The organism is Arthrobacter sp. ATA002 (genome assembly GCF_026898095.1).
Lineage (GTDB): Bacteria > Actinomycetota > Actinomycetes > Actinomycetales > Micrococcaceae > Arthrobacter_B.
This window is the reverse complement of record NZ_CP114015.1, coordinates 922,187-946,370: the sequence shown is the minus strand read 5'-3', so window position 1 is coordinate 946,370 and position 24,184 is coordinate 922,187. Positions and strand designations below refer to the sequence as shown.

General features: G+C 64.6%; 19 protein-coding genes. 1 reads left to right on the top strand and 18 read right to left on the bottom strand.

The window, feature by feature from the left end; genetic code table 11:
• Positions 1-111 precede the first annotated feature (111 nt).
• From tuf to rpoB, 15 genes are all read right to left on the bottom strand, one after another.
• A complete protein-coding gene (tuf, locus tag OL239_RS04790) occupies positions 112-1,302 on the bottom strand; it encodes an elongation factor Tu (protein WP_268910953.1) in 1,191 nt (396 codons plus the stop codon).
• A gap of 226 nt (positions 1,303-1,528) precedes the next feature.
• Positions 1,529-3,643, bottom strand: coding sequence for an elongation factor G (gene fusA, locus OL239_RS04785; protein ID WP_268910952.1), 2,115 nt, complete (start codon positions 3,641-3,643; stop codon positions 1,529-1,531).
• Positions 3,644-3,757: 114 nt separating this feature from the next.
• Complete coding sequence (gene rpsG, locus OL239_RS04780) at positions 3,758-4,228, bottom strand: 30S ribosomal protein S7 (protein WP_104052741.1); 471 nt, start codon at positions 4,226-4,228, stop codon at positions 3,758-3,760.
• A 1-nt stretch (position 4,229) separates the two neighbouring features.
• The gene (gene rpsL / locus OL239_RS04775; protein WP_104052742.1) at positions 4,230-4,604 is read right to left on the bottom strand and encodes a 30S ribosomal protein S12; all 375 of its coding nucleotides are present in this window, start codon (positions 4,602-4,604) and stop codon (positions 4,230-4,232) included.
• Positions 4,605-4,943: 339 nt separating this feature from the next.
• Positions 4,944-5,735, bottom strand: coding sequence for an IclR family transcriptional regulator domain-containing protein (locus OL239_RS04770; RefSeq protein ID WP_268910951.1), 792 nt, complete (start codon positions 5,733-5,735; stop codon positions 4,944-4,946).
• A gap of 10 nt (positions 5,736-5,745) precedes the next feature.
• Positions 5,746-6,414, bottom strand: a complete 669-nt coding sequence (locus OL239_RS04765) for a 3-oxoacid CoA-transferase subunit B (RefSeq protein ID WP_268910950.1) — start codon at positions 6,412-6,414, stop codon at positions 5,746-5,748.
• Positions 6,411-7,094, bottom strand: coding sequence for a 3-oxoacid CoA-transferase subunit A (locus OL239_RS04760; protein WP_268910949.1), 684 nt, complete (start codon positions 7,092-7,094; stop codon positions 6,411-6,413). Before OL239_RS04760 ends, OL239_RS04765 begins: the two co-directional genes overlap by 4 nt.
• Positions 7,095-7,125: 31 nt before the next feature.
• Positions 7,126-8,325 carry a thiolase family protein gene (locus OL239_RS04755; protein ID WP_268910948.1) on the bottom strand — a complete coding sequence of 400 codons (1,200 nt, stop codon included), beginning with the start codon at positions 8,323-8,325 and terminating at the stop codon, positions 7,126-7,128.
• Between the two features lie 57 nt (positions 8,326-8,382).
• Positions 8,383-8,787, bottom strand: coding sequence for a 4-carboxymuconolactone decarboxylase (pcaC, locus tag OL239_RS04750; protein ID WP_268910947.1), 405 nt, complete (start codon positions 8,785-8,787; stop codon positions 8,383-8,385).
• 4 nt (positions 8,788-8,791) lie between these two features.
• Positions 8,792-9,604: an alpha/beta fold hydrolase gene (locus OL239_RS04745; RefSeq protein WP_268910946.1), complete on the bottom strand. Its 813-nt coding sequence runs from the start codon at positions 9,602-9,604 to the stop codon at positions 8,792-8,794.
• Entirely contained in the window at positions 9,601-11,007 is a 1,407-nt protein-coding gene (locus tag OL239_RS04740; protein ID WP_268910945.1) for a lyase family protein, read from the bottom strand. Before OL239_RS04740 ends, OL239_RS04745 begins: the two co-directional genes overlap by 4 nt.
• A 2-nt stretch (positions 11,008-11,009) precedes the next feature.
• Complete coding sequence (gene pcaG, locus OL239_RS04735) at positions 11,010-11,576, bottom strand: protocatechuate 3,4-dioxygenase subunit alpha (protein WP_268910944.1); 567 nt, start codon at positions 11,574-11,576, stop codon at positions 11,010-11,012.
• Positions 11,576-12,400, bottom strand: a complete 825-nt coding sequence (gene pcaH / locus OL239_RS04730; RefSeq protein WP_268910943.1) for a protocatechuate 3,4-dioxygenase subunit beta — start codon at positions 12,398-12,400, stop codon at positions 11,576-11,578. Before pcaH ends, pcaG begins: the two co-directional genes overlap by 1 nt.
• Before the next feature lie 232 nt (positions 12,401-12,632).
• Entirely contained in the window at positions 12,633-16,523 is a 3,891-nt protein-coding gene (locus OL239_RS04725; protein ID WP_268910942.1) for a DNA-directed RNA polymerase subunit beta', read from the bottom strand.
• Positions 16,524-16,713: 190 nt separating this feature from the next.
• Positions 16,714-20,214, bottom strand: coding sequence for a DNA-directed RNA polymerase subunit beta (gene rpoB, locus OL239_RS04720; RefSeq protein ID WP_268910941.1), 3,501 nt, complete (start codon positions 20,212-20,214; stop codon positions 16,714-16,716).
• A 588-nt stretch (positions 20,215-20,802) separates the two neighbouring features.
• On the opposite strand from rpoB, the gene OL239_RS04715 reads away from it, so the two are divergent.
• The gene (locus OL239_RS04715) at positions 20,803-21,981 is read left to right on the top strand and encodes an acetyl-CoA C-acetyltransferase (RefSeq protein WP_268910940.1); all 1,179 of its coding nucleotides are present in this window, start codon (positions 20,803-20,805) and stop codon (positions 21,979-21,981) included.
• A gap of 91 nt (positions 21,982-22,072) precedes the next feature.
• Here OL239_RS04715 and rplL read toward each other — a convergent pair whose 3' ends face one another.
• The 3 genes from rplL to OL239_RS04700 form a co-directional block, all read right to left on the bottom strand.
• Complete coding sequence (rplL, locus tag OL239_RS04710; protein WP_104052754.1) at positions 22,073-22,447, bottom strand: 50S ribosomal protein L7/L12; 375 nt, start codon at positions 22,445-22,447, stop codon at positions 22,073-22,075.
• 78 nt (positions 22,448-22,525) lie between these two features.
• Positions 22,526-23,089 (bottom strand): 50S ribosomal protein L10, encoded by a 564-nt coding sequence (gene rplJ, locus OL239_RS04705; RefSeq protein WP_268910939.1) that lies wholly within the window; start codon positions 23,087-23,089, stop codon positions 22,526-22,528.
• Between the two features lie 319 nt (positions 23,090-23,408).
• Complete coding sequence (locus tag OL239_RS04700) at positions 23,409-24,068, bottom strand: class II fructose-bisphosphate aldolase (RefSeq protein ID WP_329609349.1); 660 nt, start codon at positions 24,066-24,068, stop codon at positions 23,409-23,411.
• Positions 24,069-24,184: the final 116 nt, after the last annotated feature.

The window sequence follows — 24,184 nt, the reverse complement described above, 5'->3', positions numbered from 1 at the left end:
AGGGTGAAACGCAGGAAGTCCCCGCTGCCTGGGGCAGCGGGGACTTCCTTGTCAGTTCGTGACCGGCCTGTTAGGGCCGGCAACTCACCGGAGATTCAGCAAGTAAGGAAATTACTTGATGATCTTGGTGACACGGCCTGAACCAACGGTGCGGCCGCCTTCGCGGATAGCGAAGCCGAGGCCCTCTTCCATGGCGATCGGCTGGATGAGCTCAACGGTCATCTCAGTGTTGTCGCCGGGCATAACCATTTCAGTGCCCTCGGGGAGGGTGATGACACCGGTTACGTCCGTGGTGCGGAAGTAGAACTGCGGGCGGTAGTTCGAGTAGAACGGGTTGTGGCGTCCGCCTTCATCCTTGGACAGGATGTAGACGTTAGCCTCGAAGTCGGTGTGCGGGGTGATGGAACCCGGCTTCACGATGACCTGGCCGCGCTCTACGTCTTCGCGCTTGATGCCGCGGAGCAGGAGGCCACAGTTCTCGCCGGCCCATGCTTCGTCAAGCTGCTTGTGGAACATCTCGATACCGGTAACCGTGGTCTTCTGGACCGGACGGATGCCGACGATCTCGACCTCGGAGTTGATGGCGAGGGTACCGCGCTCGGCGCGGCCCGTGACAACGGTTCCACGACCGGTGATCGTGAAGACGTCCTCGATCGGCATCAGGAACGGCTTGTCCTTGTCGCGGATCGGGTCCGGCACGTTGTTGTCAACGGCTTCCATCAGCTCTTCGACGGATGCAACCCACTTGGGGTCGCCTTCCAGAGCCTTGAGGCCGGAGACGCGCACGACGGGAGCGTTGTCGCCGTCGAATTCCTGGGAGCTCAGCAGTTCGCGAACTTCCATTTCAACGAGGTCCAGCAGTTCCTCGTCCTCAACCATGTCGGACTTGTTCAGTGCGACCAGCAGGTAGGGAACGCCAACCTGGCGGGCGAGCAGAACGTGCTCGCGGGTCTGGGCCATCGGACCGTCAGTAGCGGCAACCACGAGGATTGCGCCGTCCATCTGAGCTGCACCGGTGATCATGTTCTTGATGTAGTCAGCGTGACCGGGGGCGTCTACGTGTGCGTAGTGGCGCTTCTCGGTCTGGTACTCGATGTGCGAGATGTTGATGGTGATACCGCGCTGGCGCTCTTCAGGTGCAGAGTCGATAGCAGCGAAATCGCGCTTTTCGTTCAGATCAGGGTACTTGTCAGCAAGCACCTTCGAAATGGCAGCGGTCAACGTGGTCTTGCCATGGTCAACGTGACCAATGGTGCCGATGTTGACGTGCGGCTTAGTCCGCTCGAACTTTGCCTTCGCCACGGGTTCCTCCTAGAGAGTTAGAAGACTCAATCTTCACCAGCGCTTCTCGCTGATGAAACTGATGTAAGTCTACTGGGGGCTGATTATTTGATGAAATTGCCGTATTTCCGCAGCAGCCTGGCGAGGCCGCCCAGTCTGGCTATGCAGCGGACCTCAGGCCGGGGCCCTTGGCCCGCTGCACCGGTGCGGTGTTCCGCGGTTTCCCCCGGAACACCGACCAGGGTTTTTATTCGCCGCGCGTCTTCTGGATGATCTCGTCGGCAACTGCCTTCGGGACCTCCGCGTAGCTGTTGAACGACATGGAGTACACAGCGCGTCCCTGCGTCTTGGAACGCAGGTCACCGATGTAGCCGAACATGCCGGACAGCGGTACGTGAGCACGGATGACCTTCACGCCTGCGGCGTCTTCCATGGACTGCATCTGGCCGCGGCGGGAGTTGATGTCACCGATAACTTCACCCATGTATTCCTCAGGGGTGCGGACTTCAACATCCATCAGCGGTTCGAGCAGCACAGGGTTCGCCATACGGGCGGCTTCCTTGAAAGCCTGCCGTCCGGCGATCTTGAACGCCATTTCCGAGGAGTCGACGTCGTGGTAGGCGCCGTCAAGCAGGATCGCCTTGATGCCAACCACGGGGTACCCGGCGAGCACACCGTCAGTGAGGGCGCTCTGGATACCCTGGTCAACGCTGGGGATGTATTCGCGCGGAATACGGCCACCGGTGACCTTATTGTCGAACTCGTAGAACGTGCCGTCGGAAGTATCCAGCGGCTCGATTGCGATCTGGACCTTTGCGAACTGGCCCGAACCACCGGTCTGCTTCTTGTGCGTGTAGTCGTGCTTGGCCACAGCGCGCTTGATGGTTTCGCGGTAGGCAACCTGGGGCTTGCCCACGTTTGCCTCGACGCGGAATTCACGGCGCATACGGTCAACCAGGATGTCCAGGTGCAGCTCGCCCATACCGGCGATGATGGTCTGGCCCGTGTCCTCGTCGAGGGAGACCTGGAAGGTCGGATCCTCTTCGGAGAGCTTCTGGATGGCCGTGGAGAGCTTCTCCTGGTCACCCTTGGTCTTCGGTTCGATGGCCACGGAAATCACGGGCTCCGGGAAGCTCATGGATTCCAGCACGATCGGGTTCTGAAGGTCGCACAGGGTGTCGCCCGTGGTGGTGTCCTTCAGTCCGATTGCAGCGTAGATGTGGCCCGTCGTGATTTCCTCGACCGGGTTTTCCTTGTTGGCGTGCATCTGGAAGAGCTTTCCGATGCGCTCCTTCTTCTGCTTGGTCGCATTCATGACCTGGGCGCCGGAAGCAGCGGAACCGGAGTACACGCGGATATAGGTCAGACGGCCGAAGAACGGGTGCGTCACAACCTTGAACGCCAGCGCCGAGAACGGTGCATTGGCGTCAGCGGCACGCTCGAGGACGATCTCTTCGTCGCGGATGTCGTGGCCCTTGATGTTGGGCACGTCCAGCGGGTTCGGAAGGTAGGCAACGACGGCGTCCAGCATCGGCTGTACGCCGCGGTTCTTGAACGCCGAGCCGCAGAGCACCGGGTACACCAGCGAGTTGATGGTCAGGTGGCGGATGCCGGCCTTGATTTCCTCGGTGGTGAATTCTTCGCCTTCGAGGTACTTGTCCATCAGCTCGTCGCTGGCTTCGGCAACAGCCTCAAGCAGCGCAGCGCGGTATTCCTCTGCCTTTTCCTGAAGATCGGCCGGGATGGGCTCGATCTCGTACTTGGCGCCCATGGTGACATCACCCTTGGAATCGCCGCGCCAGGTCAGGGCACGCATTTCAACGAGGTCGACAACGCCTTCGAACTCGCTCTCGGCACCGATGGGCAGCTGAATAACCAGCGGCTTGGCGCCAAGGCGGTTGATGATCGTGTCTACGGTGAAGTAGAAGTCGGCGCCGAGCTTGTCCATCTTGTTGACGAAGCAGATGCGCGGCACGTTGTACTTGTCAGCCTGGCGCCACACAGTCTCGGACTGCGGCTCCACGCCTTCCTTGCCGTCGAAAACGGCTACGGCGCCGTCGAGCACGCGCAGCGACCGCTCAACCTCGACAGTGAAGTCAACGTGACCCGGCGTGTCGATGATGTTGATCTGGTTGTTGTCCCAGTAGCACGTGGTAGCTGCGGAGGTGATGGTGATACCCCGCTCCTGCTCCTGCGCCATCCAGTCCATCGTGGACGCACCGTCGTGGGTCTCGCCGATCTTGTGGTTGACGCCCGTGTAGAACAGGATGCGCTCGGTGGTGGTGGTCTTGCCGGCATCAATGTGGGCCATGATGCCGATGTTGCGGACCTTATTCAGGTCGGTAAGCACGTCAAGTGCCACGGTTTCTCCCTTATTTGGTGTTCGCCGGTTCGACTGCGTTTATCTGCTTCGGGCCCTGCACCCCGCCAAGGCGGGATGCAGGGCCTTCGAAGCGGCCGCCGTCGGCCAGGCTTTTTACCAGCGGTAGTGGGCGAAGGCCTTGTTGGATTCGGCCATCTTATGGGTGTCTTCGCGGCGCTTCACTGCAGCACCGAGACCGTTGGAAGCATCCAGGATCTCGTTGCGCAGACGCTCGGTCATGGTCTTCTCGCGGCGGGCCTTGGAGTAGCCAACCAGCCAGCGCAGGGCCAGTGCGGTTGCACGGCCCGGCTTGACCTCAACGGGAACCTGGTAGGTCGCGCCACCAACACGGCGGGACTTGACCTCAAGGCTGGGCTTGATGTTGTCCATGGCCTTCTTCAGGGCTGCAACGGGGTCTCCCCCGGTCTTTTCCTGAGCGCCTGCCAGCGCACCGTACACGATGCGCTCGGCGGTGGACTTCTTGCCGTCCACGAGAACCTTGTTGATCAGCTGCGTGACCAGCGGGGAGCCGTAGACGGGATCCAGTACTAGCGGCCGCTTGGGGGCCGGACCCTTGCGGGGCATATTACTTCTTCTCCATCTTCGCGCCGTAGCGGCTGCGAGCCTGCTTGCGGTTCTTGACACCCTGGGTATCGAGGGCACCGCGGACAATCTTGTAGCGGACACCGGGAAGGTCCTTCACACGGCCGCCGCGCACGAGCACGATGGAGTGTTCCTGAAGGTTGTGACCCACACCGGGGATGTAGGCGGTTACTTCGATGCCGCCGTTGAGGCGGACACGCGCAACCTTGCGCAGAGCCGAGTTCGGCTTCTTCGGGGTGGTCGTGTAAACGCGGGTGCAAACACCACGGCGCATCGGGCTGCCCTGAAGGGCAGGAGCCTTGGTCTTGGAGACCTTGGGTGAGCGGCCCTTGCGGACCAGCTGCTGAATCGTAGGCACTTTCGTGTTCTCCGTTTTTCTCGAGATAATTCTCTGGTTGCCCCGCCCCGCCGCCGGCTTGGGACCGGCTCAGGGGCGACGCGCTTAAAGTCGTTGCCGCAATGCCCCGAGAAGTTCCGTATTCTCGCCGAAAGCGACCGTAGGCGTGCAAAAGTGTGGCATTCGTTGCGCAAGAAGCCCGCAACCCGGAAACAGGCCCGCCCATTCCTTTCGGAATGCATTCCCCCGAGTATCTCACCACGGAGGGCACGCGAGCGGCCTTCATCCACTGCCACACAAACAATTGGTTTTCAGTCTAGCAGACTTAACGCCTGCCGCGCCGATATGAGTGCAGGATCACTAGCTGCGGGCGGCCAGGGCGGCGGTGATGGTGGCTGAAGCCTGCCGGAGGTGCGGCAGCACGCGGGCCGCCGCATCTTCCAGTGTAGGCCCGGCCAGCCCCATGGTGGCCTGCATGGACGTGTTCAGGGCCGCGGCGACCCGGCCCTGCGGGTCGTACACGGGGACGGCGACGGAGCGCAGCCCCTGTTCCAGTTCCTGGTCCACGACGGCCCAGCCCTGCTCCCGTACGCCGGTGACCACCTCGCGCAGCCGCACGGGGTCCGTCACGGTCCGGTCCGTCAGGGGTAGCAGCCGGACGGTGGAAAGATATTCCTCGAACCGCTCTTCCGGCAGCCCGGCAAGCAGTACGCGGCCCATGGAGGTTGCGTAGGCCGGGAAGCGCGTGCCCACGGCGATTCCGACGGTCATCAGCCGGCGGGTGTGGATGCGGGCAATGTAGACAATGTCGTTTCCGTCCAGCACGGACGCGGACGTTGATTCGGACATTTCCCGGGACAGGTCTTCCAGCACCGGCTGGGCCAGCTGGGGCAGGGTCTGCCCGGACAGGTACGAATACCCCAGCTGCAGCACCAGTGCGGTGAGCTCGAAGGTCCGCCCGTCCGTGCGGATGTAGCCCAGTTCCACCAGAGTGAGCAGAAAACGCCGGGCGGTGGCCCGGGTCAGGCCGGTGCGCCGGGAGACCTCACTGAGCGTCATCTGCACGTGGTCGGCGTCGAAAGCACGGATCACCAGCAGGCCGCGGGCCAGCGACTGCACATATTGGCCGCTGGCCGGCATCGTCCCGCTCATCTGTCACCCATCATCTGTCGTGCTGGCTTCCGTCCGCGGCGCGGATCAGGTCAATGTCCATCTTCGCCGCCAGCTCATCGAAGGTAATGCCGAAGGTCTCGCGTACGTGTACGCCGTCGTCCTTCAGCAAAAAGACTGCTTCACCAGTGTAGACGCGGGTCACGCATCCCAGCCCGGTCAGGGGATAGCTGCACTCCTGAACCAGCTTGCTCACGCCGTCGCGCGTGAACAGGGACATCATCACGTAGACGTCCTTGGCTCCGGTGGCCAGGTCCATCGCACCGCCAACGGCGGGGATGGCGTCGGGGGCGCCGGTGTGCCAGTTGGCCAGGTCGCCGGTGGCGGAGACCTGGAAGGCGCCCAGCACGCAGACATCCAGGTGTCCGCCCCGCATGATGGCAAAGGAGTCGGCATGGTGGAAGTAGGCTGCGCCCGGCAGCTCCGTTACCGGGATCTTTCCGGCGTTGATCAGGTCCGGATCCACCTCGTCGCCGTGCGCTTCCGGACCCATGCCGAGCATGCCGTTCTCGGTGTGCAGGGTGACTTTCTGCTCGGGCACCAGATAGTTCGAGACCAGGGTGGGCTGCCCGATGCCCAGGTTCACGAAGGACCCGGGGGCAATGTCGGAGGCGACCAAAGCCGCGAGTTCGTTCTTATCCAGCTTCTTGTCGGTGCTCATGCTGCGGCCGGTGCTTTCTCCCGGTCCACGCGGACCAGGCTGTTGACGTAGATCCCGGGGGTGACAATGTTTTCGGGGTCCAGTCCCCCAACGTCCACGATCTCGCGTACCTGCACGATGGCGTGCCCGGCGGCGGCGGCCATGATGGGTCCGAAGTTCCGGGCCGTCCTGCGGTAGACCAGGTTGCCGGCCGTGTCAGCCCGCAGCGCCTTCACCAGGGCAAAGTCCGCGTGCAGGGGTGTTTCGAAGACGTAGCCGCGGCCGTCAATGACCCGGGTTTCCTTTCCCTCGGCCAGCGGGGTTCCGTAGGCGGTGGGCGTGAAGAAGCCGCCGATGCCGGCACCGGCGGCACGGATGCGTTCGGCGAGGTTGCCCTGGGGCACCAGTTCCAGTTCGATTTCCCCGGCCCGGTAGCGGGCGTCGAAGATCTGCGAATCGGACTGCCGCGGGAAGGAGCAGATGATTTTCTTCACCCGGCCGGCACCGATCAGGGCCGCCAGGCCCTGTTCCCCGTTGCCTGCGTTGTTGTTGACCACGGTCAGGTCCGTGGCGCCCCGGCGCAGCAGCGCCTCGATCAGTTCCACGGGCTGGCCGGCGCGGCCGAATCCGCCGATCATGACGGTGGACCCGTCGTGGATGGGTGCTACGGCCTCATCCACGTCCTGCACTATGTTGAGCACGGTTTTTCCTAACGTGTGCGGTGTCTGGGTATCAGTTGGCGTTTTCGAGGACGACGGCGAGGCCCTGGCCGACGCCGATGCAGATGGCTGCCACGCCCCAGCGCTCTCCCGAATCCTGCAGGCGGCGGGCCAGCGTGCCCAGGATGCGGGTACCGGAGGCACCCAGCGGGTGGCCGATGGCTACCGCCCCGCCCCATGCGTTGACGATGGCCGGGTCCACGTCCCAGGCGTCCAGGCACGCCAGTGACTGGGCGGCAAAGGCCTCGTTTAGTTCCACCGCTCCGACGTCGCTCCAGCTGATGCCGGCACGCTTCAGGGCGAGGTTGGCCGCCTCCACGGGCGCGTAGCCGAAGAACTGCGGATCGTTGGCGGCGGCGCCGCGTCCGGCAATCCGGGCCAGCGGTGCCAGGCCCAGGATGCCGGCGGCGTTTTCGCTGCCCAGCCAGGCTGCCGAAGCGCCGTCGTTCAGCGGTGAGGCGTTGCCTGCGGTCACGGTGCCGCCGGAGGCATCATCCGAGGCGGGGCGGAAGACGGTGCGAAGGGTGGCCAGCTTTTCCACGGTGGAACCTGCCCGGATGCTCTCGTCGCGGTCCAGCTCCACGCCGTCCACGGCGACGGTGTGATCCGCATACTTGCCCTCGTCCCAGGCCTTGGCGGCCAGGGCGTGGGAGGCGGCGGCGAACTCGTCCTGGCGTTCACGGCTGATGCCGTACTTCTCGCGCAGCTGCTCGGTGGCTTCACCCAGGGAGACGGTCCATTCCTGAGGCATGGCCGGGTTGACCAGGCGCCAGCCCAGGGTGGTGGAGGCCAGGGTCTGGTCTCCGGCCGGGTAGGGCTTTTCGTTTTTCGGCAGTACCCAGGGGGCGCGGCTCATGGACTCGGCGCCGCCGATGAGCATCAGGTCCGCTTCCCCGGTGTTGATCTGCCGGGAGGCGATGAGGGCCGCGTCCAGTGAGGACCCGCAGAGGCGGTTCACCGTGGTGCCCGGGATGGAGGTGGGCAGGCCGGCCAGCAGGGTGGCCATCCTGGCCACGTTGCGGTTTTCCTCGCCGGCGCCGTTGGCGTTGCCGAAGATCACTTCGTCGATGCGTGCCGGGTCCAGGCCCGGTGCACGGGAGACGGAGGCCTTGATGACCTGGGCGGCGAGGTCATCCGGGCGAACGCCGGCGAGGGCTCCGCCGAACCTGCCGAAGGGCGTACGGACTGCGTCGTAGATATAGGCCTGGTTCACCGGTGCTCCTTGAAACTCAGAAACTGAAACTCGAATGGCTGGGAAGGTTTGCGGCCGCTAGGCCGCGGCGTCGATCTCGGCGAAGACGCCCTGCGCCACCTTGAAGGCGGAGTTCGCGGCCGGAACCCCGCAATAGATGGCCGACTGCAGGACAATTTCCTTGATCTCGTCCCGGCTCAGGCCGTTGCGCAGCGCCGCCCGCACATGCATGGCGAATTCCTCCAGATGCCCGTGCGCAATCAGCGCGGTGAGCGTCACGGCGCTCCGCATGGTGCGGGGCAGGCCGGGGCGGGTCCAGATGGTTCCCCAGGCGTACTGGGTGATTAGATCCTGGAAGTCGGTGGTGAACTCGTCCTTGGCTGCGTTGGCACGGTCCACATGCTCCGAGCCCAGGACTTCCCGGCGAACGGCCATGCCCTCGTTGTACACGTCCTGCCGGTTCTTGTGTCCGTCTGCGATCACGGTGTTATTTCCCTTCCGGATACTGGGTGCCGAAGAATTCCTTCAGCAGGTCGGCGGTCCGTCCCGGCTGCTCGACCGGGACCAGGTGGGCGGCGTCCTCAACGACGGCGGCTGTTCCGTTGGCCACCCGGTCCGCGATGAGTTCCGCGAACGACGGCGGGGTGACCACGTCTTCGGCGCCGGCCACGGCAAGCACGGGGACGGTGATGCCGGCGAGCCGGCCGCGGACATCGAAGCCGGCCAGCGCGGAACAGCAGAAGGCGTAGGAGAATCGGTCGGCGTTCTGCAGGGAGTGCAGCAGTGAGGACGCCGCAGAGGGTTCGCGTTCCATGAATCCGGGGGCGAACCAGCGCTGTCCGGAACCGGCCACCTGGGTGGGGGTGCCCTGGACCCTGACGGTTTCGGCGCGCTCTTCCCAGCCGTCGGCTTCGCCGATTTTTGCGCCGGAACACAGCACGGCCAGGGCCTGGAAGAGTTCGCCGTGGTCCAGCGCCAGCTGCAGTCCCACGGCACCGCCCAGCGAAACACCGGCGTAGAAGACCGGTGCTTCGGGGGCAATATCACCGGCGGTCCGGGCCCCGCTGACCAGGTTGGCGACGCCGGCGGCCAGGTCTGCCACGCTGAAGCCCCCGGTTGCGGCGGGGCTGGCACCGTGGCCGGGCAGGTCCCAGCCGATGACGGTGAAGGTGTCCAGGGCAGCTGCCGCCCGGCTCCACAGCGGTGTGACGGCTGTTCCCAGCGACGGGCCGGCAATCAGGACAGGCGCCGCGGGGCCGGCGTCGGAGAGGCGGGTGGCTTTAATGGCGGGAACGCTCATGCTGAGGGCTTTCCGGAGTAGGCAACCGTGATGCGCTCTACGAGCAAGGCGGCCTCCCCTACGTAGTTGGCGGGGTCGAGGATGTCCGCGAGCTGTGCGTCGGAGAGGATTTCTTCCGGAACGGTGCTGCGCAGCACCGCTGCGAACGGCTCACCGGTGGAGAGTGACCGGGCAACGGCCTCGGACACCAGCTTCTTTCCACGGCCGGCCACGCCGTTGTCGAGCAGCGGAGCGACGACGGCCATAATCTTCTCGCTGACCACCAGCGGGCCGGCGGCTGCCAGATTCCGTTCCAGTGCCTCGGTGTGGACCTGCAGGCCCCCGGCCAGCTCCGCGAGTTTGGCGGCTGCTCCCCCGGCGAGGCGGAGCAGGGAGCGCAGGGCCTGCCACTCAACGTGCCAGGAACCGCTGGGACGCTCGTCATCCGCCGCGGCGGCGGCAGCCTGCAACTGCACGCCGTGCCCGGGGGCGGCAAGCGCCGCGCTGCGGATCAGCACGGACAGCACCGGGTTCTGCTTCTGCGGCATGGCGGAGGAGCCGCCGCGGCCGGCGGCGCGGGGTTCGGAGACCTCGCCGATCTCCGGCCGGCTCAGCAGCAGCACGTCGTTGGCCATTTTGCCTGCCGCTGCAGTGAAATCCTGCAGTGCTGCTCCAAGGCCGGTGACGGGCAGCCGGTTGGTCTGCCACGGCGCTACCGGGTCCGCGAGCCCCAGGGCACCGGCAAGGCGTGAGGTCAGGTCAAAGGGCCCGTCAGGGCCACCGTCCGCCGAAGTCGCGGTGGTCAGGGCGGCCATGGTTCCGGATGCCCCGCCCCACTGCAGGGGCAACCGGGAGGCGGCAGTGCGCAGCCCGTCAACAGCCTGTCCGACGCCGTTCAGCCACTGCGCGGCGCGGAGTCCGAAAGTGGAAGGCAGGGAGTGCCGGGCCAGGGTCCGGGCAACACACAGGGTTCGGGCATGGCGGCCGGCAAGGTCTCCCAGTGCCGTGACGGCCCGGTCTGCGTCGGCCAGGATGGCCTCCAGTGCCCGGCGGGCCAGAAGCATCAGAGCGGTGTCCATGATGTCCTGGCTGGTGGCGCCGCGGTGGATTGCGGCGGCGGCAGCCGGGGATTCCGCCTGTGCCAGCTTCCTCAGGTCCGCGAGGAGGGGGATCACCGGGTTGCCGCCGCCCTGTGCCCGCTCGGCCAGGGATGCGGCGTCATATAGGGAGGCGTCGCTGACGGCCGCCACGGCAGCAGCCGCTTCGGGGTCGGCCAGCCCGGCGTCGTCCAGCACCCGCACCCAGGCCAGTTCCACGTCCAAGAGGGCCTGCAGCAGGGCCGTGTCCCCCGTCAGTGCGGCCACCCGTGTGCCGGCCCACGCCGGTGCGAGCAGGCCGTAGTCGGCACTCTCCGCTGCACCCATGCCTAGGCTCCCGGGTAGGTGAGGAAAGCGGTTTCGTTCTCCCCCTGCAGCGAGATGTCCCAGCGCAGTCCGCCGTCGGCCTCGCGCGTGGCAATGAGCGTGCGCCGCCGGTCCTCGGGGAGTGAGGAGAGCAGGGCGTCGCGTGCCAGCGCTTCCTCGTCATCGGGCAGGTACATGCGGGTATGCAGCTTGTTCAACAGGCCGCGGGCGAAGATCACGAAGGAGATGAAGGGCGCCGAGCCTGCTTCGGTGGGCCCGGGGTTCACCGTGGTGAACGTGTAGTTTCCGGTATTGTCCACGGCCGTGCGGCCCCAGCCCGTGAAGGTGTAGCCGTCCCGGACCAGGGAGCCTGTCTGCTGCGGGACGTTGCCTTCGGCATCAGCCTGCCAGATTTCCAGCAGGGCGTCCGGAATGGTGTCTCCGGCTCCGTCCGTGACCGTTCCCTGCAGCCGGATGCTGCCGGGCAGCCCCGGTGCAAGGAGCTGGTTGTCCTTCTCGAAGGGAAGGGCGTAGCCGTAGAACGGGCCGATGGTCTGGCCGGGCGTGGCGGTTAGCTTCTGCTCGCTCATTACTCTGCGTCCTCGTCTTCCATCCACGTGCGGTTGCTGCCGGTGAGCACAATGTCCCAGTTGTAGCCGGTGGCCCACTCGTGCGATGTCAGGTTGTGGTCATACGTGGCCACGAGGCGGTCACGCGCCTTCTGATCGGTAATCGACTGGTAAATCGGGTCCAGCGCAAAAAGCGGATCACCGGGGAAGTACATCTGGGTGATCATGCGCTGGGTGAAGTCGGTGCCGAACAGGGAGAAGTGGATGTGGGCCGGACGCCAGGCGTTGAAGTGGTTCTTCCAGGGGTAGGGTCCGGGCTTGATGGTGGTGAACTCGTAGAAGCCGTCATCGGTGGTGATGCAGCGGCCGACGCCGGTGAAGTTCGGGTCCAGCGGAGCCGGATGCTGATCGCGCTTGTGGATGTAGCGGCCGGCGGAGTTGGCCTGCCAGATTTCCACCAGCTGGTTGCGCACGGGCCGTCCGCCGCCGTCGAGGATCCGGCCGCGGACAATGATGCGCTCCCCCAGCGGCTCGCCGTTGTGCTGGATGGTCAGATCGCTCTCCAGGGCGTGCACGTCCTGGTGTCCGAACGCCGGTGACCACAGCTCGATCGTCTCGGGGTCCACGTGGTGCGGATCCTTGGTGGGGTGGCGCAGGATGGAGCTGCGGTAGGGAGAGAAGTCGATCCGGGGCTGGCTTTCCGGTTCGGCGCCGTCGTGTACGGACTTGTCATACGCCGCGTGGACCGAGGCAATCTCCGCCGAGATCTGGTCCTGCGGCGCCTGCGCCGCATCCAGCTTCTCGATGACATGGCTGTTCGAGAAAAGATCCTTTTCCAATCCCATGGTTCTTCCTTTCGGCTTCGAGCGCATCTTCGCGCTCCGGCTCTCCAACAAGCATTAGCGTGGTCAAGACCACACTACACGGCGTGTTCATTTAGTGCACAGTGGTTCACTATACGAACAGGAGAAGGCTCCACCGGCCGGCCCTTCCCGTCCCGCAGAGAGCGGATGGCCGGTTAGATGCGGCAGGTCCCGCACCCAAAGGGTGCGGGACCTGCCGCTGCGGGCGGCCTCCTTAGCGGAAGTCGCTGCCCATGTCGTAGTCATCCAGCGGGATGGCGTGGAACTCGGGGCTCAGGCCGCCGTCTACTCCGGCGTAGTCGAAGTCGCTGAAGGCGCTCGGGCCGGTGAACAGATTGGCCTTTGCTTCTTCGGTCGGCTCGACAGTGACCTCGGTGTAACGGGGCAGGCCCGTTCCGGCCGGGATCAGCTTACCGATGATGACGTTCTCCTTGAGGCCGAGCAGCGGATCGCTCTTGCCTTCCATGGCCGCCTGCGTCAGGACGCGGGTGGTTTCCTGGAAGGAAGCAGCGGACAGCCAGGACTCGGTTGCCAGCGACGCCTTGGTGATACCCATGAGCTCGGGACGGCCTGAAGCCGGCTTCTTGCCCTCGGAGACAACGCGGCGGTTCTCGCTTTCGAAGCGGCGGCGCTCGGCGAGCTCGCCCGGAAGCAGCTCGGAGTCGCCGGACTCAATCACGGTCACGCGGCGCAGCATCTGCCGGACGATGACTTCCACGTGCTTGTCGTGGATGCCTACGCCCTGGCTGCGGTACACGCGCTGGACTTCGTCCACCAGGAATTCCTGTGCCTTGCGCGGGCCGAGGATACGGAGGATCTGCTTGGGATCCACCGCACCGAAGACCAGCTGCTGGCCAACCTCGACGTGGTCGCCGTCGGCAACCAGCAGGCGGGCACGGCGCAGGACCGGGTACGCGATTTCCTCGGAGCCGTCATCGGGAGTGACAACCAGACGCATCTGGCGGTCGGACTCTTCGATGGTGACCCGGCCCGCAGTCTCGGAGATCGGAGCAACGCCCTTGGGGGTGCGTGCTTCGAAGAGCTCCTGGATACGGGGCAGACCCTGGGTGATATCTTCCGCGGAAGCAACACCACCGGTGTGGAAGGTACGCATGGTCAGCTGAGTGCCCGGCTCGCCAATGGACTGAGCAGCGATAATGCCGACAGCCTCGCCGATGTCCACGGTCTTACCCGTGGCCAGGGAGCGTCCGTAGCACAGGGCACAGGTGCCGACGGCGGACTCACAGGTGAGTACGGAGCGGACCTTGATATCGGTGACGCCGGCTTCGAACAGCTTGGCGATGAGGACGTCGCCAACATCGTCGCCGCCCTTGGCCAGGACGTTGCCCTGGGCGTCGGCGACGTCGGTGGCCAGCGTACGGGCGTACGCCGAGTTCTCGACCTCTTCGTGCAGCTGCAGTTCACCGTTGGAGTCCGGAACCGCAATGGTCACGTTCAGGCCGCGCTCGGTGCCGCAGTCTTCCTCGCGGACAATGACGTCCTGGGAAACGTCCACCAGACGGCGGGTCAGGTAACCCGAGTTGGCGGTACGCAGAGCGGTGTCGGCAAGACCCTTTCGGGCACCGTGGGTGGCGATGAAGTACTCCAGCACCGACAGGCCCTCACGGTACGACGACTTGATCGGGCGCGGGATGATCTCACCCTTGGGGTTTGCCACCAGGCCGCGGATACCGGCAATCTGGCGAACCTGCAGCCAGTTACCACGGGCACCGGAAGACACCATGCGGTTGATGTTGTTTTCCTTGGGCATGTTCGAACGCATGGCCGCGGCAACTTCGTTCGTAGCCTTGTTCCAGATGTCGATGAGTTCCTGGCGGCGCTCGTCTTCGGCGATCAGGCCCTTGCCGTACTGGCTTTCAACCTTGGCAGCCTGCGTTTCGTAAACCTCCATGATGGCAGGCTTGTCGATCGGCGCGGAGATGTCCGAGATGGCAACGGTAACGCCCGAGCGGGTGGCCCAGTAGAAACCGGCGTCCTTCAGGTTATCCAGCGTTGCCGCCGTAATGACCTTCGGGTAGCGCTCAGCCAGGTCGTTCACGATCGCTGACAGCTGGCCCTTATCGGCAACCTTCTCGACCCACGGGTAATCCGAGGGCAGTGCCTGGTTGAAGATGACCTGGCCGAGGGAGGTCTGGATGAGGGCGGGAGTGCCTTCTTCCCAGCCTTCCGGGGCCGGACGGTCGGCGGAGGGCACGAAGCCTTCCAGGCGCATGCTGATCTGGGCGTTCAGGTCCAGCTCACCAAGGTCGTACGCCATCAGGGCTTCGGACGGCGTCGTGAAGAACCGGCCCTCGCCTGCTGCGCCTTCCTTCTTGGTGGTGAGGTGGTGCAGGCCGATGATCATATCCTGCGACGGCAGGGTCACCGGGCGGCCGTCGGACGGCTTCAGGATGTTGTTCGAGGACAGCATCAGGATGCGTGCTTCAGCCTGGGCTTCGGGGCTCAGCGGCAGGTGCACTGCCATCTGGTCACCGTCGAAGTCAGCATTGAACGCGCCGCAGACCAGCGGGTGCAGCTGAAGGGCCTTGCCCTCAACGAGCTGCGGCTCGAAGGCCTGGATACCGAGGCGGTGCAGGGTGGGTGCACGGTTGAGCAGCACCGGGTGTTCGGTGATGATCTCTTCCAGCACGTCCCAGACCTGCGGGCGGAAACGCTCGACCATGCGCTTGGCGCTCTTGATGTTCTGTGCGTGGTTGAGGTCAACCAGGCGCTTCATCACGAACGGCTTGAAGAGCTCCAGGGCCATCTGCTTGGGCAGACCGCACTGGTGCAGCTTCAGCTGCGGGCCAACAACGATGACGGAACGGCCGGAGTAGTCAACACGCTTACCCAGCAGGTTCTGGCGGAAACGTCCCTGCTTGCCCTTGAGCATGTCGGAGAGCGACTTCAGCGGACGGTTGCCCGGACCGGTGACCGGACGGCCGCGGCGGCCGTTGTCGAACAGGGAGTCAACAGCTTCCTGGAGCATGCGCTTTTCGTTGTTCACGATGATCTCGGGGGCACCGAGGTCCAGCAGGCGCTTCAGGCGGTTGTTGCGGTTGATCACGCGGCGGTACAGGTCGTTGAGGTCGGACGTCGCGAAACGTCCGCCGTCGAGCTGAACCATCGGGCGCAGTTCCGGCGGGATCACCGGAACTGCGTCCAGGACCATGCCGAGCGGGCTGTTGGTCGTGGTCAGGAAGGCGTTGACAACCTTCAGGCGCTTCAGGGCACGCGTCTTGCGCTGGCCCTTGCCGTTCTGGATGATGTCGCGCAGCAGCTCGGACTCAGCCTGCATGTCGAAGTCCTCAAGGCGCTGCTTGATGGCTTCGGCACCCATGGAGCCTTCGAAGTACAGGCCGTAGCGGTCACGCAGTTCGCGGTACAGGCCCTCATCGCCCTCGAGGTCGCCGACCTTGAGGTTCTTGAAGCGTTCCCAAACCTGCTCGAGGCGCTCGATGTTGTTGTCGGCGTCGCGGCGGACCTTGGCCATCTGGCGGTCGGCGGAGTCGCGGGCCTTCTTCTTGTCGGCAGCCTTGGCGCCTTCGCCCTCGAGGCGGGCAATCTCGCCTTCGAGGTCCTTGGCAATGGCAGCAATATCGGAGTCGCGCTGGTCGACGAGGTGCTTGCGCTCCAGGTCGTGTTCAGCCTGCAGGTTCGGAAGTTCCGCGTGGCGGTTTTCTTCGTCAACCGAGGTGATCATGTAAGCGGCGAAGTAAATGACCTTCTCCAGGTCCTTCGGCGCCAGGTCCAGCAGGTAGCCCAGGCGGGACGGAACACCCTTGAAGTACCAGATGTGGGTTACGGGGGCGGCGAGCTCAATGTGGCCCATGCGCTCGCGGCGAACCTTGGCGCGGGTAACCTCGACGCCGCAGCGCTCACAGATGATGCCCTTGAAGCGCACGCGCTTGTACTTACCGCAGTAGCACTCCCAGTCACGGGACGGACCGAAGATCTTTTCGCAGAAAAGACCGTCCTTCTCCGGCTTCAGGGTTCGGTAGTTGATGGTTTCCGGCTTCTTGACTTCGCCGTAAGACCAGCCGCGGATTTCATCCGCAGTGGCAAGGCCGATACGCATGAGGCCGAACGTGGAATCGTTGGACATGGGTCCCTGTTCTCTCTTGTTCTCTAAATCTGAATGTCTCGGGGTACGGAAAGAGCTCTAGGTGACCATCCCACCGGCGCCAGGCGGTCCGGGTTAGGCGGCTTTAATATTCCGTTGCGAGCTTGCGAGCCGCGGAATTTCGTTGCCGCCGTTCCGGACCGTCCCGGCGCCGGCCGGGACGGTGATATGGCTAAACCTCTTCGACGGAGCTGGGCTCTGCGCGGGACAGATCGATACCCAGTTCCTCCGCGGCCCGGAAGACTTCTTCATCCGAGTCACGCATTTCAATCGTGTTGCCCTCGGTGGAGAGTACTTCCACATTCAGGCAGAGCGACTGCATTTCCTTGATGAGCACCTTGAAGGACTCCGGAACACCCGGCTCCGGGATGTTCTCGCCCTTGACGATGGCTTCGTAGACCTTCACACGGCCGTGGATGTCATCGGACTTGATCGTGAGCAGTTCCTGCAGCGTGTAGGCGGCGCCGTACGCTTCCAGGGCCCAGACTTCCATTTCACCGAAGCGCTGGCCACCGAACTGCGCCTTACCACCCAGCGGCTGCTGCGTGATCATGGAGTACGGACCGGTGGAGCGTGCGTGGATCTTGTCGTCCACAAGGTGGTGCAGCTTCAGGATGTACATGTAGCCCACGGAAATGGGCTCCGGGAACGGCTGGCCGGAGCGGCCGTCGAACATCCGTGCCTTGCCGGAAGCGCCGATCAGGCGGTTGCCGTCGCGGGTCACGTTGGTGGAATCGAGCAGACCGGTGATTTCATCTTCACTGGCACCGTCGAACACCGGGGTGGCAACCGTCGTCGGACCGGTTTCACGCGGCAGTTCCGGCAGGTTCTGGACCCACTCCGGATTGCCGTCGATCTTCCAGCCCTGCTTGGCAGCCCAGCCCAGGTGGATTTCCAGGACCTGGCCGACGTTCATTCGACCCGGAACACCCAGCGGGTTCAGGACGATGTCGACGGGGGTTCCGTCTTCCATGAAGGGCATGTCCTCGACCGGAAGGATCTTGGAGATAACACCCTTGTTGCCGTGGCGGCCGGCCAGCTTGTCGCCGTCCGTGATCTTGCGCTTGTGCGCCACGTAGACGCGCACCAGCTGGTTCACGCCCGGGGGCAGCTCGTCGTCGTTGTCACGGTCGAAGATGCGGACACCGATGACCGTGCCGGACTCCCCGTGGGGTACCTTCAGGGACGTGTCGCGGACTTCGCGGCTCTTCTCGCCGAAGATGGCGCGCAGCAGCCGCTCTTCCGGGGTCAGTTCCGTTTCGCCCTTGGGGGTGACGCGGCCAACCAGGATGTCGCCGGCTTCCACCTCGGCACCGATGTGGATGATGCCGCGCTCGTCCAGCTGGGAGAGCACTTCCTCCGACACATTGGGGATGTCGCGGGTGATTTCCTCGGCACCAAGCTTGGTGTCGCGGGCATCGACTTCGTGCTCCTCGATGTGGATGGAGGTCAGGACGTCGTCCGAGACCATGCGCTGGGAGAGGATGATCGCATCCTCGTAGTTGTGGCCTTCCCATGACATGAATGCCACGAGCAGGTTCTTACCCAGTGCCAGTTCGCCCTGGTCCGTGGAGGGGCCGTCGGCGATGATGCTGTTTACCTCGACGCGTGCGCCTTCGGCGACCAGTACCCGCTGGTTGTACGCGTTGCCCTGGTTGGAGCGCGCGAACTTCATGATCGGGTAGTTGGACTCGGTGCCGTCGTCGTTCATGACGGTAACGAGCTCGGCGGAGACCTCGGTGACGACACCGGGCTTGACGGCGGTGACGGAGTCCCCGGCGTCGACGGCGGCGTACTTCTCCATGCCGGTACCCACCACAGGGCGCTCGGAACGGAGCAGCGGCACGGCCTGGCGCTGCATGTTCGCACCCATCAGGGCGCGGTTGGCGTCATCGTGTTCCAGGAACGGAATCAGGGCCGTGGCCACCGACACCATCTGGCGCGGGGAGACGTCCATGTACTCGACGCCTTCGGGCTCAACGAGGACGGGCTCGCCGGAACCGCCGCGGGCACGGACGAGGACGAGGTCCTCGGCGAAGTGCTGGTCTTCGCGCAGCGGGGCGTTTGCCTGGGCAATGGTCCGCTCCACTTCGTCATCGGCCGTCAGGTAGTCAACCTGGTCGGTGACGACACCGTTGATGACCTTGCGGTACGGGGTTTCAATGAAACCGAAGGCGTTGATCCGGGCGTAGGAGGCCAGCGAACCGATCAGGCCAATGTTCGGGCCTTCAGGGGTTTCGATGGGGCACATGCGGCCGTAGTGCGAGGGGTGGACGTCCCGGACTTCCATGCCTGCGCGGTCACGGGACAGACCACCCGGGCCCAGCGCGGACAGGCGGCGCTTGTGCGTCAGTCCGGCGAGCGGGTTGTTCTGGTCCATGAACTGCGAAAGCTGGGAGGTTCCGAAGAACTCCTTGATCGCGGCCACGACCGGACGGATGTTGATCAGCGTCTGCGGCGTGATCGCTTCGACGTCCTGGGTGGTCATGCGCTCACGGACAACGCGCTCCATACGGGACAGGCCCGTGCGGATCTGGTTCTCGATGAGTTCGCCGACGGCGCGGATGCGGCGGTTGCCGAAGTGGTCGATGTCGTCAACCTCGACGCGGATGTCGACGTCCTCGCCGTTGCGCTTGCCAGGGACGGTCTTCTCGCCGGCGTGCAGGGCAACCAGGAACTTGATCATGGCAACGATGTCATCGTTGTTCAGGACCGAAGCGTCGGAGTCCGTCAGCGGCTTGTCGATGCCGAGCTTGCGGTTGATCTTGTAGCGGCCAACCTTGGCCAGGTCGTAGCGCTTCGGGTTGAAGTACAGGTTGTCCAGCAGGGTCTGGGCAGCCTCGACCGTGGGCGGCTCGCCCGGACGGAGCTTGCGGTAGATGTCCAGCAGGGCATCCTCACGGGTTTCCGTGGGGTCCTTCTCCAGCGTGGCGCGGATGGAGTCGTATTCGCCGAAGGTCTCGAGGATCTGGCCTTCGGTCCAGCCCAGGGCCTTGAGCAGGACGGTGACGGACTGCTTGCGCTTGCGGTCGAGGCGGACGCCGACCTGGTCGCGCTTGTCAATTTCGAGTTCGAACCAGGCACCGCGGGAAGGAATGATCTTCGCGGTGTAGATGTCCTTGTCGCTGGTCTTGTCCGCGGTGCGCTCGAAGTAGGCACCCGGCGAACGGACCAGCTGGGAAACAACGACACGCTCGGTGCCGTTGATGACGAACGTTCCCTTGTCTGTCATCAGCGGGAAGTCGCCCATGAACACGGTCTGCTGCTTGATTTCGCCCGTGTTGTTGTTCATGAATTCGGCTTTAACGTACAGCGGAGCCGAGTACGTTGCGTCCCGGTCCTTGCACTCGGCCATGGTGTACTTCGGGTCGGCAAATTCCGGCTCGGTGAAGCTCAGGGACATGGTGCCCTGGAAGTCTTCAATCGGGGAGATTTCCTCGAAGATGTCAGCCAGTCCGGAGGTGGTGGCAATGCCCTGTTCCCCGGTCTGCTTGGCCTGTTCCACGCGCGCCTTCCAGCGCTCGTTGCCGACCAGCCAGTCAAAGCTGTCGGTCTGCAGGGCAAGAAGATTGGGAACGTCAAGCGGTTCGTGAATCTTTGCGAATGAAATCCGGGGAGCGATGTTCTCCGGGATGTTAGCGGTTGCATTATTAGAGGTGCTCGAGGCGACCAAGAGGGATCCTTCCACAGACCTTCAGGCGTGTTTCGCGCCTCCTTCTCTGCACAGAACGGACCTGGTCCGCGTGCGTCCTTGCATCCCGCCGGGCGCGCGAAACGCTGCCAGGCACAGGACAAAGCCCACCGCTATATGAAGGCTGAAGGTTAAGAGAGGGAAGCAAATATTAACTATAGGGCATTGTGGGCATACAAGTCTACCCGGTCCGGCAACCCCTACAGAGCTCGACCCGCCGGTTCCGGTCGGAGTGGGCTGGAATTCGCTTCGAATTCGACCACCGGACCACCGTGGAACGGGGAGCTGCAGGCAACACCGGCGCACCGCTGACGCATCGGATACAAACATCGTACCGTACGATCCCCGGTTTGGAGGTGCCGGAGGTGCACAGGACTCCAGGCGGCGTGACGCGGCTCTCCCCGGGCCCGGCACGTTGGCGTACCCTTGTTCCAGCGCCGCAACCGTGCTCACCGCCGGGCACGCACCGAATGCCGCCGGCCCTGACCCGGCAGCCAACGACGAAAGTGGAATTTCGGCCATGAGCAACCCCCAGACCAAGCCGCAACAGGCCAAGCCGCCGCGACCGATGTGGTCATCGTTGGAGGTGCCCGCACTCCGCAGGGCCGGCTGAACGGCCAGCTTGCCCCCCTTGCCGCGGTGGAGCTCGGTGCCTTCGCGATTGCCGGAGCCCTGGAAAAATCGCGCGTTCGTGCAGCGGACGTGAATGCCGTCATCATGGGGCACGTGGTCCAGGCCGGGTGCGGCCAGAACCCGGCCCGCCAGGCCTCCATCAAGGCCGGGATCGGCTGGAACGTTCCGGCCGTCACCATCAACAAGGTGTGCCTGTCGGGCCTTGCGGCCGTCATTGACGCGGCCCGCCTGATCCGCGGCGGCGAAGCCACCGTGGTGGTGGCCGGCGGCCAGGAGTCCATGACCCGCGGGCCGCACCTGCTGCCGGGTTCGCGCCATGGCTGGAACTACGGGAACATCTCGGCGCTCGATTCGGTGGCCCACGACGGGCTCACGGACGCCTTCGACAACGATTCCATGGGCATCTCCACCGAGCGGGGCAACACCAAGCTGGCCATCAAGCGCCTCGAGCAGGATGAAGTGGCCGCCGCCTCGCACCGCAGGGCCGCAGCTGCGATGGCGGCCGGAACCTTCGATGCGGAGATTGTCCCGGTCACCGTTCCCCAGCGCCGCGGCGAACCGCTCATCCTCACCACAGACGAGGGTGTTCGACCGAACACCACCCCCGAGACGCTGTCCGGCCTGCGCCCGGCCTTCGATCCCGAAGGCACCATCACGGCAGGGAATTCGTCTCCGCTGTCCGACGGCGCCGCTGCCCTGATCCTCACCACCCGCGCCTACGCCGAGGAGAATGCCCTCGACGTGCTCGCCGTAGTCGGTGTTCCAGGCCAGGTGGCAGGACCGGACAACACGCTGCATTCCCAGCCGTCCAATGCCGTCTTCGCCGCCCTGGACCGTGCCGGCTGGAGTGCCTCGGACCTGGACTTTATTGAAATCAACGAGGCATTCGGGGCCGTTGCCGTCCAGTCACTGAACGAGCTGGGCATGGATCTTGACCAGTGCAACCTGAACGGCGGCGCCATCGCGCTTGGCCACCCGATCGGTGCTTCCGGTGCCAGGCTGGCCCTGACGGCTGCCCACGAACTGATGCGCCGCGGATCCGGCCGGGCAGCCGTCGCCCTCTGCGGTGGCGGGGGCCAGGGTGAGGCCCTGCTGCTCTGGCGCGAGGCGTCCTAAATCCCCGGAACACCTCCGGATACAGAAAGACCCCGTCCATAACGGACGGGGTCTTTCCGAATCCGCGGCCGGAGCCGCGAAGGAAAAACTACTACTTGACGGTAACCGTGGCGCCGGCAGCCTCGAGGGCTTCCTTTGCCTTCTCTGCGGCTTCCTTCGTAGCGCCTTCCAGGACAGCCTTCGGGGCGCTGTCCACAACGTCCTTGGCTTCCTTCAGGCCCAGGGAAGTCAGGGCACGAACTTCCTTGATGACTGCGATCTTCTTGTCGCCGGCAGCTTCGAGGATGACGTCGAATTCAGTCTTCTCGTCTTCAGCTTCAGCGGCACCTGCAGCGGGACCGGCAACTGCAACAGCAGCAGCGGTAACGTCGAAGGTCTCTTCGAAGAGCTTCACGAAGTCGGAGAGCTCGATGATGGACAGTTCCTTGAAGGCTTCAATGAGCTCTTCGTTGGTCAGCTTCGCCATGGGGTGGCGTCCTTCCTATAAGTGGTGCGCGGGCACCTTAGTGGTGCGTCGGCACCGGAGTGTGGATTGGAAGAGCGATTACTCTTCGGTGGCTGCTTCTGCGGCCGGAGCTTCTTCTGCGGCGGCCGGAGCCTCTTCCGCGGCGGGAGCAGAATCGCTTCCCTCTTCAAGCTTTACGCGCAGGGCGTCGACCGAGCGTGCCAGCATGGACATCGGTGCCTTGAGGACACCGGCCACACGTGCAAGCTGGAGCTCACGGGATTCAAGGGCAGCCAGGGCTGCAACACCGGATGCATCCAGGGCATTGCCCTCGAAAACACCGGTCTTGATGATCAGCTGCGGGTTGGTCTTGGCAAAATCCGTCAGGCTCTTTGCAGCTGCAACTGCGTCACCCTTGATGAAGGCGATTGCAGTGGGGCCGGCAAGCTGGCCGTCGAACGCGTCGATGCCGGCTTCCTTGGCTGCAATGCCAGTCAGGGTGTTCTTGACGACCGAGTACTTGGTGTCCTGGCCGAGCGAACGACGCAGCTCCTTGAGCTGTGCAACGGTGAGCCCGCGGTATTCGGTTAGGACAGCAGCGGTTGATTCCTTGAAATCGGTGGTGATTTCTTCAACTGCCGTTACCTTTGTTGGCGTTGCCATAACCCTCCTTCCGGGGAATAGTGCCGGTGGATCGGGTCCCGAACATAAAAAACGCCCCGGGCAGATGCACGGGGCTGAGCAGCAGGCACGCACTGAGGCGCGCCGTGGGGCTGAGTTCGTTCACCTGCGCAGGCCGCCCTCTGAAGGGACTTTCGGATGTCCGATCAACCGGAGTCCACCCGCGGTCCCGGAGATCCAGGATGAGAGTGGGATTGAAAGCACATCGACCGACGGTCTTTGGTATCTACAAGCGTACGGGAGAATCCCGGGCAGGCCAAATCGGATCGGCCGGCCTGCCCGGGATTCTCCGGCGGCGGGGTTAGGAGGAGCTGCTTCCAGTGCCGGCCGGCGCGGCGTCCAACAGGCTCAGCGCCCACCCTGCCGTGGCGCCCGCTGATGAGGTCCACGCCTGCTGCAGTCCAAGCATGTTCTCCCCGGCAGCCCGCAGCCCCGGCAGCGCGCGCTCGACAGCGGCCAGGGTGGAGGTGCGCAGCTCAGTGTTGATGTTCACCTTGCCGATGCCGGCGGCCGCGGCGGCGCGCAGGTCCGTCTCCGGCAGGCCGGACGCCCCGTGCAGCACCAGGGGCACACCGGCGGCGCCGGCCCGCACGTCAGCTACGCGTTTCCAGTCCAGCTTCGGTTCGCCCCGGTAATTGCCGTGAACGTTGCCCACGGCCACAGCCAGCAGATCCGCACCGGATGCGGCCAAGAACTCCGGCACGCGCAGCGGATCCGTCATGCCCGCAGCCGCGTCGGCCCCTGCCGCCGCCCCGGCGTCGTCCTCGTCTCCGGGCAGCGCACCCAGTTCCGCTTCCACGGTGACGCCGGTGCCGGCCAGCGAGCGTACGACGCCGGCCACAAAGTCCGCGTTGGCGTTCGGTTCCAGCGCGGAACCGTCGGCCAGGACCGAATCGGCACCTGCGGCGACGGCAGCCAGGATGAGCCCGCCGTCGGCGGCGTGGTCCAGCTGCACGAGCACCGGCACCTCCGCCGCATCGGCCAGGCCGCGGAGGGCCGTGATGAACCTCGGCCCTTCCGCTCCCCCGCGGTCTTTGGCGCGACGAGGAGGATCACGGGCCGGCCGGCCGCCTCCGC

Bases quoted from the DNA above. Each gene is read 5' to 3' on its own strand.
- pcaH (WP_268910943.1), bottom strand. From the start codon at position 12,400: ATGGGATTGGAAAAGGATCTTTTCTCGAACAGCCATGTCATCGAGAAG.
- OL239_RS04740 (WP_268910945.1), bottom strand. From the start codon at position 11,007: ATGGGTGCAGCGGAGAGTGCCGACTACGGCCTGCTCGCACCGGCGTGG.
- rpsG (WP_104052741.1), bottom strand. From the start codon at position 4,228: ATGCCCCGCAAGGGTCCGGCCCCCAAGCGGCCGCTAGTACTGGATCCC.
- OL239_RS04745 (WP_268910946.1), bottom strand. From the start codon at position 9,604: ATGAGCGTTCCCGCCATTAAAGCCACCCGCCTCTCCGACGCCGGCCCC.
- pcaG (WP_268910944.1), bottom strand. From the start codon at position 11,576: ATGAGCGAGCAGAAGCTAACCGCCACGCCCGGCCAGACCATCGGCCCG.
- OL239_RS04725 (WP_268910942.1), bottom strand. From the start codon at position 16,523: ATGTCCAACGATTCCACGTTCGGCCTCATGCGTATCGGCCTTGCCACT.
- rplL (WP_104052754.1), bottom strand. From the start codon at position 22,447: ATGGCGAAGCTGACCAACGAAGAGCTCATTGAAGCCTTCAAGGAACTG.
- rplJ (WP_268910939.1), bottom strand. From the start codon at position 23,089: ATGGCAACGCCAACAAAGGTAACGGCAGTTGAAGAAATCACCACCGAT.
- OL239_RS04770 (WP_268910951.1), bottom strand. From the start codon at position 5,735: ATGAGCGGGACGATGCCGGCCAGCGGCCAATATGTGCAGTCGCTGGCC.
- OL239_RS04765 (WP_268910950.1), bottom strand. From the start codon at position 6,414: ATGAGCACCGACAAGAAGCTGGATAAGAACGAACTCGCGGCTTTGGTC.